A 14340-nucleotide genomic window follows, 5' to 3' on the forward strand; every position below is an offset into this window, starting at 1 on the left:
CTTGGCCTTCACGATCGCCGTCGAAAGCCCGCTTCAGGAAGAGGTGCGCGCGCTCATTGCCGAACTCAACGCGGTTCTGCTGACGCTGTCGCCGCCCGAGGCCTGCTACCACCTGAGCGTGGAGCAGATGGCCGAGCCCGGCGTGACCGTCTGGATCGCCCGCGACGAGGACGGTGGCGTGATCGGCTGCGGCGCGCTGAAGCGGCATTCGGCCGGGACCGGCGAGGTGAAGCGGATGTACACCCGGCCGCAATGGCAGGGCAGGGGTATCGGCCGGGCGATCCTGGCCGAGATCGTCGCCGCCGCCGAAGCGGACGGGATCGGCGAACTCGTGCTCGAGACCGGCGATCGGCATCCAGCCGCCTGGGCGATCTACGAGAAGGCCGGCTTCACCCGCTGCGGCCCCGTCCTCGACTATCCGGAAAGCCCCTATTCGATATTCTACCAGAAGCAGCTTGGACGTTCCTCCAGCGCTGCGTGACCCGAAAAAGATAGAGCCATGACCGACCTGACCCGCCTGACCATTGCCGAAGCCCGCGAGAAGCTCGGCGCCAAGGAGATCACCGCCGTCGAACTGACGGACGCCTATCTTTCGGCGATCGACGCGGCCAACGAGACGCTGAACGCCTATGTCACGGTCACGCCCGAGAAGGCGCGCGGGATGGCCAAGGCGTCGGACGCGCGCATCGCCGAGGGCAAGGCCGGCGCGCTGGAAGGCATCCCGCTCGGCATCAAGGACCTGTTCGGCACCCGCGACGTCCACACCCAGGCCTGCAGCCACATCCTCGACGGCTTCAGGCCGAAATACGAATCGACCGTTACCCAGAACCTGTGGAACGACGGCGCGGTCATGCTCGGCAAGCTGAACATGGACGAGTTCGCCATGGGCTCGTCCAACGAGACCTCCTACTATGGCCCGGTGAAGAACCCCTGGCGCGCCGAAGGCTCCAACCTCGACCTCGTGCCCGGCGGCTCCTCGGGCGGCTCGGCTGCGGCCGTCGCAGCCTTCCTCTGCGCCGGGGCGACCGCGACCGATACCGGCGGCTCGATCCGCCAGCCGGCAGCCTTCACCGGCACCGTCGGCATCAAGCCGACCTACGGCCGCTGCTCGCGCTGGGGCGTCGTCGCCTTCGCCTCCTCGCTCGACCAGGCCGGCCCGATCGCCCGCGACGTGCGCGATGCGGCGATCCTGCTGAAATCAATGGCATCGGTCGACGCCAAGGATACGACCTCCGTCGACCTGCCGGTGCCGGACTACGAGAAGGCGATCGGCCAGTCGGTGAAAGGCATGAAGATCGGCATTCCCAGGGAGTACCGCGTCGACGGCATGCCCGAGGAGATCGAGGCGCTGTGGCAGCAGGGGATCGCCTGGCTGAAGGAGGCCGGCGCCGAGATCGTCGACATCACCCTGCCGCACACGAAATACGCGCTGCCGGCCTACTACATCGTCGCGCCTGCCGAGGCGTCCTCGAACCTCGCCCGCTACGACGGCGTCCGCTACGGCCTGCGCGTCGACGGCAAGGACATCGTCGACATGTACGAGAAGACCCGCGCCGCCGGCTTCGGCACCGAGGTCAAGCGCCGCATCATGATCGGCACCTATGTGCTCTCGGCCGGCTACTATGACGCCTACTACCTGCAGGCGCAGAAGGTCCGCACCTTGATCAAGCGCGACTTCGACCTTGCCTTCGACGCCGGCGTGGATGCGATCCTGACGCCGGCGACCCCGTCGTCGGCCTTCGGCATCGCCGACGAGGACCTCGCTGCCGATCCGGTCAAGATGTACCTGAACGACATCTTCACGGTGACGGTGAACATGGCGGGCCTCCCCGGCATCGCCGTCCCCGCCGGCCTCGACCACAAGGGCCTGCCGCTCGGCCTGCAACTGATCGGCAAGCCCTTCGAGGAAGAGACCCTGTTCAAGACAGCCCACGTCATCGAGCAGGCCGCCGGCCGGTTCTCGCCGAAGAAGTGGTGGTGAGAGCCTTTTCGGTCACGCGGCGGCGTCGGTGGACTTGACCACCGGCGCGATGCCGATGCCAAGCGCATTCAGGACCTTGACGATCGTCGCGAACTCGGGATTGCCGTCGCCGCTGAGGGCTCGGTAGAGAGCGGCCCTCGACATGCCGACGTCGCGGGCAAGCTGACTCATGTTGCGGGCACGCGCCACGATGCCGACGCACCGAGCGATATGTGCAGCGTCGCCGCTTTCAAAGGCGGCGGCCATGAATTCGCGAATGTCCTCTTCGCTTTCGAGATACGCCGCGGCGTCGAATGCCTTAGTCTTCTGAGCCATCGGTCTCTTCCTTCCACTGTCTTGCCAGCCGCTTCGCTTCAGCGATATCCGCCTTTTGCGTCGACTTGTCGCCGCCGCACAGAAGTACGATCAACACGCTGCCCCGCTGGATCAGATACACGCGATAGCCGGGGCCATACGTGATACGCATCTCCGAGACGCCGGAGCCGACCGGCTTTACGTCGCCGAGATTGCCCGCCTCGGCACGGACGATGCGATCGAGGATACGAGCCGCCGCGCGACGGTCGCGCAGGCGTCTCAGCCAAGCATCGAAGACATCGGTCGTAAGGATGGCGAACACTTCACATGTGTATCCTATACGGTACACATCCTCAAGCCGCTGTCGTGAAACGTGGGCCTTGTGGGGCGCCCCAGGCTTTCTCCCTCGCCAACCATCGATTCGAATGCTTTGATGCAGCCGAACAGGGGCAGGCTGGATGACGACCATTCGATATGCGCATAGCGAAGACGTGCCCGCATTGGCCGAAGTCGGCATGCGGTCCTGGGAACAGGCGGTGACGGGGGTCGCCGACCTGAATGCTCTGCGCGACAATGCCCGCAACGCCTTCCTGCAGTTCCTGTCGGCGAACTGGGTCAAGGTGATCGTCGCCGAGGACGGCGGGCGCATCGCCGGCTGGGCCGCGCGCGAGAAACTCGACGAGGAGATCACCGACCTCTGGGTCGATCCCGCGCTGCAGCGCCGCGGCGTCGGGTCGGCCCTTCTTGTCGCGATCGAGGACGAGATGCGCCGATCGGATGTCGAGACCGCGGACCTCCAGACCCATGCCCGCAACGCGCCCGCGCTCGCCTTCTTCCGCACCCGGGGCTATTCGGTGAACTGGCTGTCGGTCGCCTATTCGCCCAAGCTGGACCGCGACGTTGAATCGGTCGGCCTGCGGCGGCAACTCATCGAGGACCAGCCGATCGGCTACGGGCCGGGCGGATTCTAGGCACCTCCCGGTAACGCCGCAGTGAGTGAGCGGGCATGCGCGGCCGAGGCCGCGCATGCCGTCGTCAGCGGTTGTCCGGCTGCGCGCGCACCAGCACCAGTCCGCGCTGGGTGATGCGGTACGGCCTGCCGCCTTGCGAGGCGATGCATTTGCGCCGCTTCAGCTTTCGGAAGAGCTCCATGTCCAGGCCGCCGGCGCGCCAGCCGTCCCGCGTGATGCAGTGGACATTGAGGATGGCCCGGGTCTGGTCCCGTTCGAGTTCGATCCTGCCGCCCTGGGCGAGCAGGTGGAGAATGCGCTGTTCGGCGCGTGAAATATCCATTGTCGTTGAAGTCCGAGAGGCGTTCGAGAGAACGCGAAAAAACGTTGCCGCCAGACGAAGGTCGGCGAGGCTGAAACGTTTTTCTGGCCCGTGCGCGCAAGCGAAGTTTGCGGGCAGGGCCCTCAGCGGGTCTCAGACATAGAGAACATAAAGGCTCCGATAGGACGGTCGATTTCTAGGAAACCGGGCCGACGTCGTCAATGGCCGAGCGACTGGAGCATATCGGGCACGAGATCCGGGTTCGCGATCAGGGCGATACCGAGGGCAACATGCAGGGCGAGGAGCACCGGCAACGCCGTCCGGAACGGCTCTTTGCGGGTCTTGTGCCGGAACATGCGCTGGGCCGCGAACGCCCCGAGACTACCGCCGATCACGGCGAGGCCCAGAAGCGTGCTTTCCCGGACCCGCCAGCCGCCGGCGCGGGCCGCCTGCTTGTCCCGCCAGAAGACAAGGAACGTCAGGACATTGATCGCACCAAGGACGGCGGCAACAGACAGGGCACTCATGCCGTAAGTGCTTACCCGATGCCGGTTAACGCATCGCTTGGGGTTTTGACGAGGGTGCTGTTGTCAGGGCCGCCGCCGGCATCAGGCGAAAGCCTTGCGCCGCCTGCCCATATGGTCTACCGACACAGTTCGAAAATCAGCCATCCGTAGCGATATTCAAGAGCTTGTCCATGACCATCGTCGACGTCCGCACCCCCGATCCGAAACGCTTCATCCCCGGCGCCACCGGCGACTGGGAGGTGATCATCGGCATGGAGGTGCACGCCCAGGTCACCAGCAATTCCAAGCTCTTCTCGGGCGCTGCGACCGTGTTCGGCAATGCCCCGAATGCCAACGTCTCGCTCGTCGACGCGGCCATGCCCGGCATGCTGCCGGTCATCAACGAGGAGTGCGTGCGCCAGGCGATCCGCACCGGCCTCGGGCTGAAGGCGAAGATCAACAACCGCTCGATCTTCGACCGCAAGAACTATTTCTATCCGGACCTGCCGCAGGGCTACCAGATCTCGCAGTACAAGGACCCGATCGTCGGCGAGGGGCAGATCGTCATCTCGCTCGGCCCCGACCGCCAGGGCAATTTCGAGGACATCGAGATCGGCATCGAGCGCCTGCACCTGGAGCAGGACGCCGGCAAGTCGATGCACGACCAGCATCCGACGATGTCCTATGTCGATCTGAACCGCTCCGGCGTGGCGCTGATGGAGATCGTCTCCAAGCCGGACATGCGCTCGTCTGACGAGGCCAAGGCCTACATGACCAAGCTGCGCTCGATCGTGCGCTATCTCGGCACCTGCGACGGCAACATGGACGAGGGCTCGATGCGCGCCGACGTCAACGTCTCCGTGCGCCGGCCGGGCGAGGGCTTCGGCACGCGCTGCGAGATCAAGAACGTCAACTCGATCCGCTTCATCGGCCAGGCGATCGAATATGAGGCCCGCCGCCAGATCGGCATCCTCGAGGACGGCGGTACGATCGACCAGGAGACCCGCCTGTTCGATCCGGGCAAGGGCGAAACCCGCTCGATGCGCTCGAAGGAAGACGCGCACGACTATCGCTACTTCCCCGATCCGGACCTCTTGCCGCTCGAATTCGACGACGCCTATGTCGAGGAACTGAAGCAGCACCTGCCGGAACTGCCCGACGACAAGAAGGAGCGCTTCGTGCGCGAACTCGGCCTGTCGGTCTACGACGCTTCGGTGCTCGTCTCGGAAAAGGCGATCGCCGACTATTTCGAGGCCGTGGCAAGCGGCCGCGACGGCAAGGCTGCGGCCAACTGGGTCATCAACGACCTGCTGGGTGCCTTGAACAAAGCCGGCAAAGCCATTGAAGAGACTCCGGTTTCGCCCGGCCAGCTCGGCGGCATCATCGACCTGATCAAGGACGGCACCATCTCCGGCAAGATCGCCAAGGATCTGTTCGAGATCGTCTGGGCGGAAGGCGGCGTGCCGGCGGAAATCGTGGAAAGCCGGGGCATGAAGCAGGTGACCGATACCGGCGCGATCGAGAAGGCCGTCGACGACATCATCGCCGCCAATCCGGACCAGGTCGAGAAGGTCAAGGCCAAGCCGACGCTCGCCGGCTGGTTCGTCGGCCAGGTGATGAAAGCGACCGGCGGCAAGGCCAACCCGCAGGCCGTCCAGGCCCTCGTCAAGGCCAAGCTCGGCATCGAGGAATAGGCCCGTGTTCTTCGTCCGCACGGCCTCGGAGCGTGATCTGGCAAAAGTCAGCGCGCTCCTGGCTCAGACGTGGCATGCGACCTATGACACAGTCTACGGCGCCGACAAGGTGGCCGAGATCACCGGAAAGTGGCATTCGGTGCCGGCGCTTGCGGAGAAGCTGAAGCGCAGGGATGCCGAGTTCGTCGTCGCCGACGACGGCAAGGTGCTGGGCGGCATGGGCTATGCGGCCATGTCGAAGAGCGAACCGAAGGTCGCACTCCTGCACCAGCTCTACGTCCTGCCGCAGTTCCAGCGTCAGGGGATCGGGCGCGACCTCTTCGCCGAACTCGAGACCTGCTTCCCCGATGCGAAGGTGATGCGGCTCGAAGTCGAGCCCGGCAATGCCGCAGCGATCGCGTTCTACGAGGCGCACGGCTTTGCCCGGACGGGCGAGACCGCCCATTGCGGCCAGGACCAGTCCGGCCTGCCGGCGCTGGTCTACGAGAAGCCGCTGGGCTGACGCGGCCTGCCCATTCCTGTGGAAAAGTCGCGACCGTCACGGCGCTGTTGTCTTCGGATGATTGTTGCATCGCCGGTAATGCAATCTGACCGGGGGAACCGTGGTGACGAGCGACATAACGATCCGTGAAGCCGGGCGCGGCGACCTTGCCGAAATCATCGCGCTCTTTGCAAGCGATACGGTCGGCGGACACGGTGACACGACGGCCGCCGAGGCGTTCCCCGACTATGCCGCCGCTTTCGAGCAGATCGCCGCCTCGCCGTTGCAGACGCTCTATGTCGCGACCTGCGAAGGCGAGGTCGTCGGCACCTTCCAGATAGCCCTTCTGACCTCGCTGCCCGGCCGCGGCAGTTCCAGCCTGCTGCTCGAGGCCGTGCAGACGCGCGAGGACATGCGCGGGCGCGGCATCGGCGAACGGATGGTCAAATGGGCGATCGAGCAGGCGAAGGCCAGGGGCGCTGCCAAGCTCTACCTCACCTCGAGCATGGCGCGCGTGCGCGCCCACCGCTTTTATGAACGCCTCGGGTTCGAGCGCAGCCATTTCGGCTTTCGCATGCCGCTGAAATGAGGGCGAACGCGGCGGAATCACTGGACAAGAAAAGTCCGGCGGGGCATAAGCGGGCATGGTATTGGTATCCGGTCGGCCCTCTGCTCGACCGGTCAGGGACGGCATCATGAACCTTCTCAAGCAGATTTTCACCTGGTGGAACGGACAGACCATCGGCACGCGTTTCCATACCTGGCGCTTCGGCAAGAAGGTGGGCGAGGACCAGTTCGGCAACGTCTATTACCAGGGCGGCGGCACCGACAGCGAGGGCCGCACCCGTCGCTGGGTGATTTACAACGGCTATGCCGAAGCCTCGGCGATCCCCGCCGGCTGGCACGGCTGGATGCACCACCGCACCGATGTTTCGCCCGCCGACGAGGACTACAAGCCGCGCGAGTGGGAAAAGAACCATCGCCCCAACGGCACCGGAACGGCGCAGGCCTATCGTCCGCCGGGCTCGCTCGCCGCCCGCGGCGAACGCCCTCGCGTCACAGGCGACTACGACGCCTGGACCCCGCGCGGCTGAACCGCTTTCGCCACATTTGACCGCTAGCGCAGACGGGCCCGGGCAGTGCGCCGGGCCGATTCACATGCGGAAGACTTGAAGGGGACGGACTTGGCAGGCAGGCTGACAATCGCTTCGCGCCGGGCATGCGTGCTCGCCGCCCTCGGTGCGGCGGCGCTTGCCACGGGCACCCCCGCCGAGGCAGCCCGCATCTCCAACCCCGTCGCCGTCTTCTCCGGGCTGGACAAGATCACCGGCCGCATCACCTCGTTCGACGTCTATGTCGGCGAGACCGTGCAGTTCGGCGCCCTGCAGGTCACCCCGCGCGTCTGCTACAACCGCGACGACACCGAAGCGCAGAAGGTCGATTCCTTCGTCGAGGTCGACGAGATCACGCTGGACCGCAAGATCCGCCGCATCTTTACCGGCTGGATGTTCGCCGAAAGCCCCGGCCTCAACGCCGTCGAGCACCCCGTCTATGACGTCTGGCTGACCGAGTGCAAGATGCAGTCCGACGTGCCGCCGCCGGAAACGACGAGCGCGCAGTAGGGGCTGTGGCCCGGCCACGAGAGCGGCGATCGTTTTCAAGAGCTGGCGCCTGTTCGCTCCCGCCCCAGATCGTCATTGGCATTGCGTTACCTATCGAGCCGATACACGGTTGCGGCCGGCCCGTTTCGACAGATACAGCCCCTCGTCGGCGCGCCTCAGGATGTCGCTGGAAAAGCGATCCGGCGGGTCGAATTCGCTGACGCCGCCGCTGATCGTGGATTCGTAGCGCAGGTTTTCCCTGAGGACGATGGGAACGTGCGCGCGCAGCCGCTCCGCGATTTCCAGCGCATCGTCACGATGGGTGCCGGGCATGACGACCACGAATTCGTCACCGCCGAAACGGGCGATGACATCGTTCTGGCGCAGGTGCTGGCGGCACAGGCGGGCAATTTCCACGAGGGCCGCGTCACCCGCGTGATGCCCCATCTCGTCGTTCAGCCGTTTGAAATTGTCGAGATCGAAGACGAGCACCGAAGTCTGCGACTTCTCCCGTTCGAAGATCGCCAGCCGGTGATCCAGGGTCTCGATCAGCTTCCGCCGGTTGTATAGCCCGGTCAAGGCGTCCGTTTCGCTCAGTTTCTGCAGCTTTTGCTGAACCGCGTGCTTCTCGGTGATATTGCTCGCGACCCAGACGACGGCAGCCTCGCCCTCGACCTGAAAATTCAGCGCCTGGACGCGGCCTTCGAACCAGATCGGATGACTGGGGCCGTCGTCGCTCGCTCCCTTGACGTCGCTGCCGCTGAGTTCGTATTCGACGATATGGAGTACGCCGCTATCCAGCGCCTTCTCAATATGGTCAGCGAACCACCGTGCCTTCTCCTCCTTCAGCACTTCAAACATGCTGCGCCCGACAAGGCTGCTGCCGTCATGATAGTGCCTGAGGTCCTTGCCGCCGAAAATAGCTGCATACCGGCCACTGCGGGTGAGGATGAAGGCGGGGTCGGGAAGGGAGGAGAGGATCGACGTCAATTGCGGTTGCGTAAACAAGTAATCACACTTTCCCACACTGCCTGGCGATGCGGTCCGGCCACAAGGCACACGCACGTTCATTGCCAACCTGCCACGTCGGCATTTCATTTCTCTAAATGTGCATTTCTTGCGAAGTGAAAAGCAAGGATGACAATCCCCAATCATGTGACCACCCACAACAGCCTTCGAGCCGCAACTGGCGCCAGGCGGATGTTCTCATGACCGGGCGCCCTGTCCCGGGTGCCGAAAATCAGAACGGCAGGTTCGGCGAGGCCAGCGCCTTGGAGAGCATGCATTCATAGTCGGCCTTCGGCACGTCGATCGCGCCGAAGGTCTTCAGGTGCTCGGTGGTGAACTGCGTGTCGAGCAGGCGGAAGCCGCGCTCCTTCAGCCGCTCGACCAGATGCACGAGACAGATTTTCGAGGCATCGGTGCGCCGCGAGAACATGCTTTCGCCGAAGAAGGCCGCCCCCAGCGACACGCCGTAGAGGCCGCCCACCAGTTCGTCGCCCTCCCACGCCTCGACGCTGTGGGCATGCCCCATCTGGTGCAGGGTGGCATAGAGCGTGCGGATCTTGGAATTGATCCAGGTGGAGGGCCGGTCGGGTGCTGCCTGGGCGCAGGCCGCGATCACCGCCTCGAAGGCGGTGTCGACGCGGACGTCGAAGGGCTTCTGGCGGATCCTCTTGGCGAGGCTGCGCGAGACGTGGAACTGCTCCAGCGGGATGACGCCGCGCATGTCGGGCTCGACCCAGAAGAGTTCCGGGTCGTCCGCCGAATCGGCCATCGGAAACAGTCCGATGGAATAGGCGCGCAGCAAGAGATCCGGTGTAACTTCCGGGGACCTGCCGCGTCGCCCTGCCATGCGCTTCCCCTAGGCCTTGGTCTTGGCCAGATAGTTCTCCAGCCAATGGATATCATAGTCGCCGTTGGCGATGTCCTGATTGGAAATCAAATCCTGGAACAAGGGAAGCGTTGTCTTGATGCCGTCGATGACAAATTCGTCGAGCACGCGGCGGAGCCGCATCATGCATTCGACGCGGGTGCGCCCGTGCACGATCAGCTTTCCGATCAGGCTGTCGTAGTAGGGCGGGATCTTGTAGCCCTGATAGGCGCCGGAATCGACACGCACGCCGAGCCCGCCGGGGGCGTGGAAATGCGTGATCGTGCCAGGCGAGGGAACGAAGGTGCGCGGATCCTCGGCATTGATGCGGCACTCGATCGCGTGTCCGGAGAACTCGATCTCCTCCTGCGTGACCGACAGCCCGGCGCCGGAGGCGACGCGGATCTGCTCGTGCACCAGGTCGATGCCGGTGATTGCCTCGGTGATCGGGTGCTCCACCTGCAGGCGCGTGTTCATCTCGATGAAATAGAACTCGCCGTCCTCGTAGAGGAACTCGATCGTGCCGGCGCCGCGATACTTCATCTTCTTCATCGCGTCGGCGCAGACCTGGCCGATCTTCATCCGCTGCTCGACGTTCAGGGCAGGGGAGTTGGCCTCCTCCCAGACCTTCTGGTGGCGACGCTGCAGCGAGCAGTCGCGTTCGCCGAGATGGATCGCGTTGCCGAAGCCGTCGCCGACGATCTGGATCTCGATGTGGCGCGGGTGGCCGAGGTACTTCTCCATGTAGACGGCGTCGTTGCCGAAGGCGGCTGCAGCTTCCGAGCGGGCGGTGTTGATGGCCTCGTCGAGGTCCGCTTCGGTCCTAGCCACCTTCATGCCGCGCCCGCCGCCGCCGGCGGTCGCCTTGATGAGGACGGGAAAGCCGATCTTGCGGGCGACGTCCAGCGCGTTCTCGGGCTTCACCTCGCCGTCGGAGCCGGGAACGACGGGGATGCCGAGTTCCTGAGCGGTCTGCTTGGCGGTGATCTTGTCGCCCATCAGGCGGATGTGCTCGGCGGTCGGGCCGATGAAGGTGATGCCGTGCGCGTCGAGGATCTCGGCGAACTTGGCGTTTTCCGACAGGAAGCCGTAGCCCGGATGCACGGCGTCGGCGCCGGTGATCTCGCAGGCGGCGACGATCTGGTGGATGTTGAGGTAGCTTTCGCGCGACGGCGGCGGGCCGATGCAGACGCTCTCGTCGGCGAGGCGGACATGCATGGCGTCGGCATCCGCCGTCGAATGCACGGCAACCGTGGCAATGCCGAGTTCCTTGCAGGCCCGCAGGACACGGAGCGCGATCTCGCCGCGGTTGGCTATGAGGACTTTGGAGATCATCGGGCTGACCTTACTCGATGACGATCAGCGGTTCGCCATATTCGACCGGCGCGGCATCTGCCACGAGAATTTCGGTGACCTTGCCGGAGCGGGGCGCCGGGATCTGGTTCATCGTCTTCATCGCCTCGATGATGAGGATCGTCTGGCCTTCCTGGACGTTGGAGCCGACTTCGATGAAGGGGCGGGCCCCCGGTGCGGGTGCGAGGTAGGCGGTGCCGACCATCGGGGCTGTGACCGCGTTCTTGTTGTCGCGCACGGCGGCGACGGGGGCTGCCGCCACGGCCACCGGCGCGGCCGCGACCGCGGTCGGAACAGGGGCGCTGACGTACTGCGGCGTGCCGGCGCGCGAGACGCGGATGCGCAGGTCGTCCTGCTCGACTTCGATCTCGGTCAGGTCCGTCTCGTTGAGGATGTTGGCGAGATCGCGGATCAGCACCTGATCGATGCCCTGTTTCTTGTCAGCCATAGGAGTAAGCCTCTTATTCTCTTCTTATTTCGTGATGGATTTCAGCGCGTGGAGCGCCAGGATGTAGCTCTGCTCGCCGAACCCGCAGATCACGCCCTTGACCGCCGGTGCGATCATGGACTTGTGGCGGACTTCCTCGCGGGCATGGACGTTGGAAATGTGCAGTTCGACGACCGGGATGCTGATCGCCTTGATGGCGTCGTGCAGGGCAAGCGATGTGTGCGTATAGGCGCCGGCGTTGATGGCGATGCCGGCGGCCGTGTCGCCCGCCTCGTGGATCCAGTCGATCAGCGTGCCCTCGTGATTCGACTGGCGGAAATCGATGGCAAGACCGATCCGCTCGCCCTCGGCACGGCAGAGGACCTCGATATCGGCCAGCGTATGCCCGCCATAGATCCCGGGCTCGCGCTTGCCGAGCGCATTGAGGTTCGGGCCGTTCAGGACGAAGATGGTGGATGCCATTCGGATTTCCGCTTGCTGGATCGTGGGCTACCTATAAACCGCCGGTTCCCCAAGGAAAAGCCCCAAGGAATCACGCGCGTCTTGTCCACAACCAAGAAGGCTGAACCGCAAGGGAATGGCGGAAAGATGGCGGAAGCGCATGATCCCGGGGCAGGGCGGGTCGTTCGGGACCATGCGGATCGTTTTTCTGGTCGGGCTGCGCCCCCCGGCTCAGCAGACAGCCTTGCCGCAGGCGCGGACATTGGCCACCTTCGCGGTCAGCTCGTCGACGCCGACTGCGCCGAACACCGCCTCGTTCGAGATGACGTAGGAGGGCGTGCCGGTGATGCCGAGGCTCTGGGCCAGCGAATAGGCCTGGCGCACGGCGTCGTCGTGGGGCTTGGTCTCCATCTGCTTGCGGATGTCGGCCTCGCTGAGGCCGAGCCCGGTCGCCACCGCGATCGCCGTCTCCTCCGTCGCGCGCTCCTCGCCGCCGAGAAGGGTGCGGTGGAACTCGCCATACTTCTCCGGGGCCAGATCGCGCACGGCCGCGCTGACCTTGTGGGCGGCCAGCGAATCAGGACCGAGGATCGGCAGTTCCTTCAGGACGAAGCGCACGTTCTTGTCGTTTTCCAGCACCGCTTCCATGTCGGAAAGCGCCCGCTTGCAGTAGCCGCAATTGTAGTCGAAGAACTCCACGATCGTGACGTCGCCATCGGGGTTTCCGAGCGAGATGTCGTCCTTGCCGTTGAAGATGGCGGCCTTGTTCTCGGTGATCGCGGCCGTGGCCTGTTCCTGCTGCTGCTGGGCCTGCTTCTGCTGCAGGGCCTCCTGCATGTCCATCAGGATTTCCGGGTTGGCGAGCAGATATTCCTTGATATAGGCGCCGAACTCTTCCTTCTGCTTGTCGTCGAGCGCCTGCGCCTGAAGCGGCAGGAAGACGGCGCCGGCGAGTGCGAGCGCGGCAGCGAACGATTTGGCTTTGGTGCGAAACATCTTGTCCTCGTAGTGCCGTCAGGCGGATGCCGCGGCCGTTATCCGTCGCGCCTTTCGGCGCATCGCGGCCACCATATGGCGCGGTTGTCGCAAACGAAACCGCAAAGACGGCGAAAATCCGGTCATCCCGGGATTGTGAACAGGCCTTTCTTGCGGCTAGTGCATATGGCATCGAAGAAGCCCGGTCGCCCCATGCAATAGCGAGGACAGGTGCGAAGATGAAAGTCTCCCGACGAAGCGCAGTCGAACCCTTCCATGCGATGGATGTGCTGGCGGACGCGACGCGCCGGCGTGCGCAGGGGCGCCCGGTCATTTCGATGGCCGTCGGCCAGCCGGCCTGTCCGGCGCCGCGCGCCGCCCTCGATGCCGCAAGGGCAGCCCTTGCCGACGGGCGGGTCGGCTATACCGAGGCGCTGGGCCTTGCCGCGCTGCGCCGCGGCATCGCCGACCACTACCGCAGCCATCACCGCGTCGAGGTCGACCCGGCCCGCATCGCCGTGACCACCGGCTCGTCGGCCGGCTTCAACCTGGCCTTCCTGACGCTGTTCGACCCCGGCGACCGGGTCGCGATCGCGCGGCCGGGCTATCCGGCCTACCGCAACATCCTGGCAGCACTCGGCATCGAGACGATCGAGATCGAGGTGAGCGCTGCGAACGACTTCACCATCACGCCGGAAAGCCTGGAGGCGGCGCAGAGCGTGTTCGGCAGGCTATCCGGCGTGCTCCTCGCCAGCCCGGCCAATCCGACCGGCACCATCACCAACCGCGCCCACCTGAAGGCGCTTGCGCACTACTGCACGGAAAACGACATCGCCTTCATCTCCGACGAGATCTATCACGGGCTGACGTTTTCCGGCGAGGAGACCAGCGCGCTGGAACTGACCGACGACGTGGTCGTGATCAACTCGTTTTCCAAATACTATTGCATGACCGGCTGGCGGATCGGCTGGATGGTGCTGCCCGAGGGCGTCGTCCGCTCGATCGAGCGGCTGTCGCAGAGCCTCTATATCTCGGCGCCGGAAATCTCGCAGCTCGCCGGCCTTGCAGCACTTGGCGCGCGCGACGAGCTCGACCTCCATCGCGACGCCTACCGCCGCAACCGCGACCTGCTCGCCACCCGGCTGCCCGAGATCGGCTTTTCGATCGCCTCGCCGATGGATGGCGCCTTCTACGCCTATGTCGACGCCGGCCGCTTCACCAACGACAGCATGGCCTTTGCCAGGCGCATGCTGGCGGAAATCGACGTGGCGGCGACGCCGGGGCACGACTTCGACCCCGTGGGCGGCCATCGCACCATGCGCTTCTCCTTTGCCGGCTCTTTCGAGGAGATGAGCGAGGCCGTCGACCGCCTCGCAAGCTGGCTGGGTTGAGACGGCATCGTTCTCAGCAAACAGGCCTGC

Annotated in this window: 19 protein-coding genes; 9 read left to right on the forward strand and 10 right to left on the reverse strand. The window is 64.9% G+C overall.

Annotation, left to right across the window (positions count from 1 at the left end):
- The first annotated feature begins 1 nt into the window (after position 1).
- Positions 2-481 (forward strand): GNAT family N-acetyltransferase, encoded by a 480-nt coding sequence (locus OCK02_RS18970; protein WP_263814387.1) that lies wholly within the window; start codon positions 2-4, stop codon positions 479-481.
- Between the two features lie 18 nt (positions 482-499).
- Complete coding sequence (gene gatA, locus OCK02_RS18975; protein WP_263814388.1) at positions 500-1981, forward strand: Asp-tRNA(Asn)/Glu-tRNA(Gln) amidotransferase subunit GatA; 1482 nt, start codon at positions 500-502, stop codon at positions 1979-1981.
- Between the two features lie 12 nt (positions 1982-1993).
- Here the strand turns inward: gatA and OCK02_RS18980 are convergent, their stop codons facing one another.
- Together OCK02_RS18980 and OCK02_RS18985 are read right to left on the reverse strand one after the other, a co-directional pair.
- A complete protein-coding gene (locus OCK02_RS18980) occupies positions 1994-2296 on the reverse strand; it encodes an addiction module antidote protein (protein ID WP_263814389.1) in 303 nt (100 codons plus the stop codon).
- Positions 2280-2597: a type II toxin-antitoxin system RelE/ParE family toxin gene (locus OCK02_RS18985; RefSeq protein ID WP_263814390.1), complete on the reverse strand. Its 318-nt coding sequence runs from the start codon at positions 2595-2597 to the stop codon at positions 2280-2282. The genes OCK02_RS18980 and OCK02_RS18985 overlap by 17 nt, the downstream gene beginning before the upstream one ends.
- A 136-nt stretch (positions 2598-2733) precedes the next feature.
- Between OCK02_RS18985 and OCK02_RS18990 the strand changes: the two genes are divergently transcribed.
- Positions 2734-3246, forward strand: coding sequence for a GNAT family N-acetyltransferase (locus OCK02_RS18990; protein WP_263814391.1), 513 nt, complete (start codon positions 2734-2736; stop codon positions 3244-3246).
- A 64-nt stretch (positions 3247-3310) separates the two neighbouring features.
- Here the strand turns inward: OCK02_RS18990 and OCK02_RS18995 are convergent, their stop codons facing one another.
- Together OCK02_RS18995 and OCK02_RS19000 are read right to left on the reverse strand one after the other, a co-directional pair.
- Positions 3311-3568 (reverse strand): YjhX family toxin, encoded by a 258-nt coding sequence (locus tag OCK02_RS18995; protein WP_263814392.1) that lies wholly within the window; start codon positions 3566-3568, stop codon positions 3311-3313.
- A gap of 197 nt (positions 3569-3765) precedes the next feature.
- Positions 3766-4074, reverse strand: a complete 309-nt coding sequence (locus OCK02_RS19000; protein ID WP_263814393.1) for a DUF1294 domain-containing protein — start codon at positions 4072-4074, stop codon at positions 3766-3768.
- A 170-nt stretch (positions 4075-4244) separates the two neighbouring features.
- Between OCK02_RS19000 and gatB the strand changes: the two genes are divergently transcribed.
- From gatB to OCK02_RS19025, 5 genes are all read left to right on the forward strand, one after another.
- Complete coding sequence (gene gatB / locus OCK02_RS19005; protein ID WP_230803858.1) at positions 4245-5747, forward strand: Asp-tRNA(Asn)/Glu-tRNA(Gln) amidotransferase subunit GatB; 1503 nt, start codon at positions 4245-4247, stop codon at positions 5745-5747.
- Positions 5748-5751: 4 nt separating this feature from the next.
- The gene (locus OCK02_RS19010) at positions 5752-6249 is read left to right on the forward strand and encodes a GNAT family N-acetyltransferase (protein WP_263814394.1); all 498 of its coding nucleotides are present in this window, start codon (positions 5752-5754) and stop codon (positions 6247-6249) included.
- Positions 6250-6352: 103 nt separating this feature from the next.
- A complete protein-coding gene (locus OCK02_RS19015; RefSeq protein WP_263814395.1) occupies positions 6353-6817 on the forward strand; it encodes a GNAT family N-acetyltransferase in 465 nt (154 codons plus the stop codon).
- Between the two features lie 106 nt (positions 6818-6923).
- Positions 6924-7322: an NADH:ubiquinone oxidoreductase subunit NDUFA12 gene (locus tag OCK02_RS19020; RefSeq protein WP_230803865.1), complete on the forward strand. Its 399-nt coding sequence runs from the start codon at positions 6924-6926 to the stop codon at positions 7320-7322.
- Positions 7323-7430: 108 nt separating this feature from the next.
- Positions 7431-7850 (forward strand): DUF2155 domain-containing protein, encoded by a 420-nt coding sequence (locus OCK02_RS19025; protein WP_412178863.1) that lies wholly within the window; start codon positions 7431-7433, stop codon positions 7848-7850.
- A 90-nt stretch (positions 7851-7940) separates the two neighbouring features.
- On the opposite strand, the gene OCK02_RS19030 is transcribed toward OCK02_RS19025, so the two are convergent.
- The 6 genes from OCK02_RS19030 to OCK02_RS19055 all read right to left on the reverse strand — a co-directional run bounded on the left by OCK02_RS19030 (position 7941) and on the right by OCK02_RS19055 (position 12940).
- A complete protein-coding gene (locus OCK02_RS19030; protein ID WP_263814396.1) occupies positions 7941-8819 on the reverse strand; it encodes a GGDEF domain-containing protein in 879 nt (292 codons plus the stop codon).
- Positions 8820-9069: 250 nt separating this feature from the next.
- Entirely contained in the window at positions 9070-9684 is a 615-nt protein-coding gene (gene aat / locus OCK02_RS19035) for a leucyl/phenylalanyl-tRNA--protein transferase (protein WP_263814397.1), read from the reverse strand.
- Positions 9685-9693: 9 nt separating this feature from the next.
- Positions 9694-11037: an acetyl-CoA carboxylase biotin carboxylase subunit gene (gene accC, locus OCK02_RS19040; protein ID WP_263814398.1), complete on the reverse strand. Its 1344-nt coding sequence runs from the start codon at positions 11035-11037 to the stop codon at positions 9694-9696.
- A gap of 10 nt (positions 11038-11047) precedes the next feature.
- On the reverse strand, positions 11048-11503 hold the full coding sequence (gene accB / locus OCK02_RS19045) for an acetyl-CoA carboxylase biotin carboxyl carrier protein (protein ID WP_263814399.1): 456 nt from the start codon (positions 11501-11503) through the stop codon (positions 11048-11050).
- Between the two features lie 24 nt (positions 11504-11527).
- Entirely contained in the window at positions 11528-11965 is a 438-nt protein-coding gene (gene aroQ / locus OCK02_RS19050; RefSeq protein ID WP_263814400.1) for a type II 3-dehydroquinate dehydratase, read from the reverse strand.
- A 210-nt stretch (positions 11966-12175) separates the two neighbouring features.
- Positions 12176-12940: a DsbA family protein gene (locus OCK02_RS19055; protein WP_263814401.1), complete on the reverse strand. Its 765-nt coding sequence runs from the start codon at positions 12938-12940 to the stop codon at positions 12176-12178.
- 218 nt (positions 12941-13158) lie between these two features.
- Here OCK02_RS19055 and OCK02_RS19060 point away from each other — a divergent pair, with 218 nt between their 5' ends.
- Complete coding sequence (locus OCK02_RS19060) at positions 13159-14310, forward strand: pyridoxal phosphate-dependent aminotransferase (RefSeq protein ID WP_263814402.1); 1152 nt, start codon at positions 13159-13161, stop codon at positions 14308-14310.
- Positions 14311-14340: the final 30 nt, after the last annotated feature.

Source organism: Rhizobium sp. TRM96647, assembly GCF_025780115.1.
GTDB lineage: Bacteria > Pseudomonadota > Alphaproteobacteria > Rhizobiales > Rhizobiaceae > Mycoplana.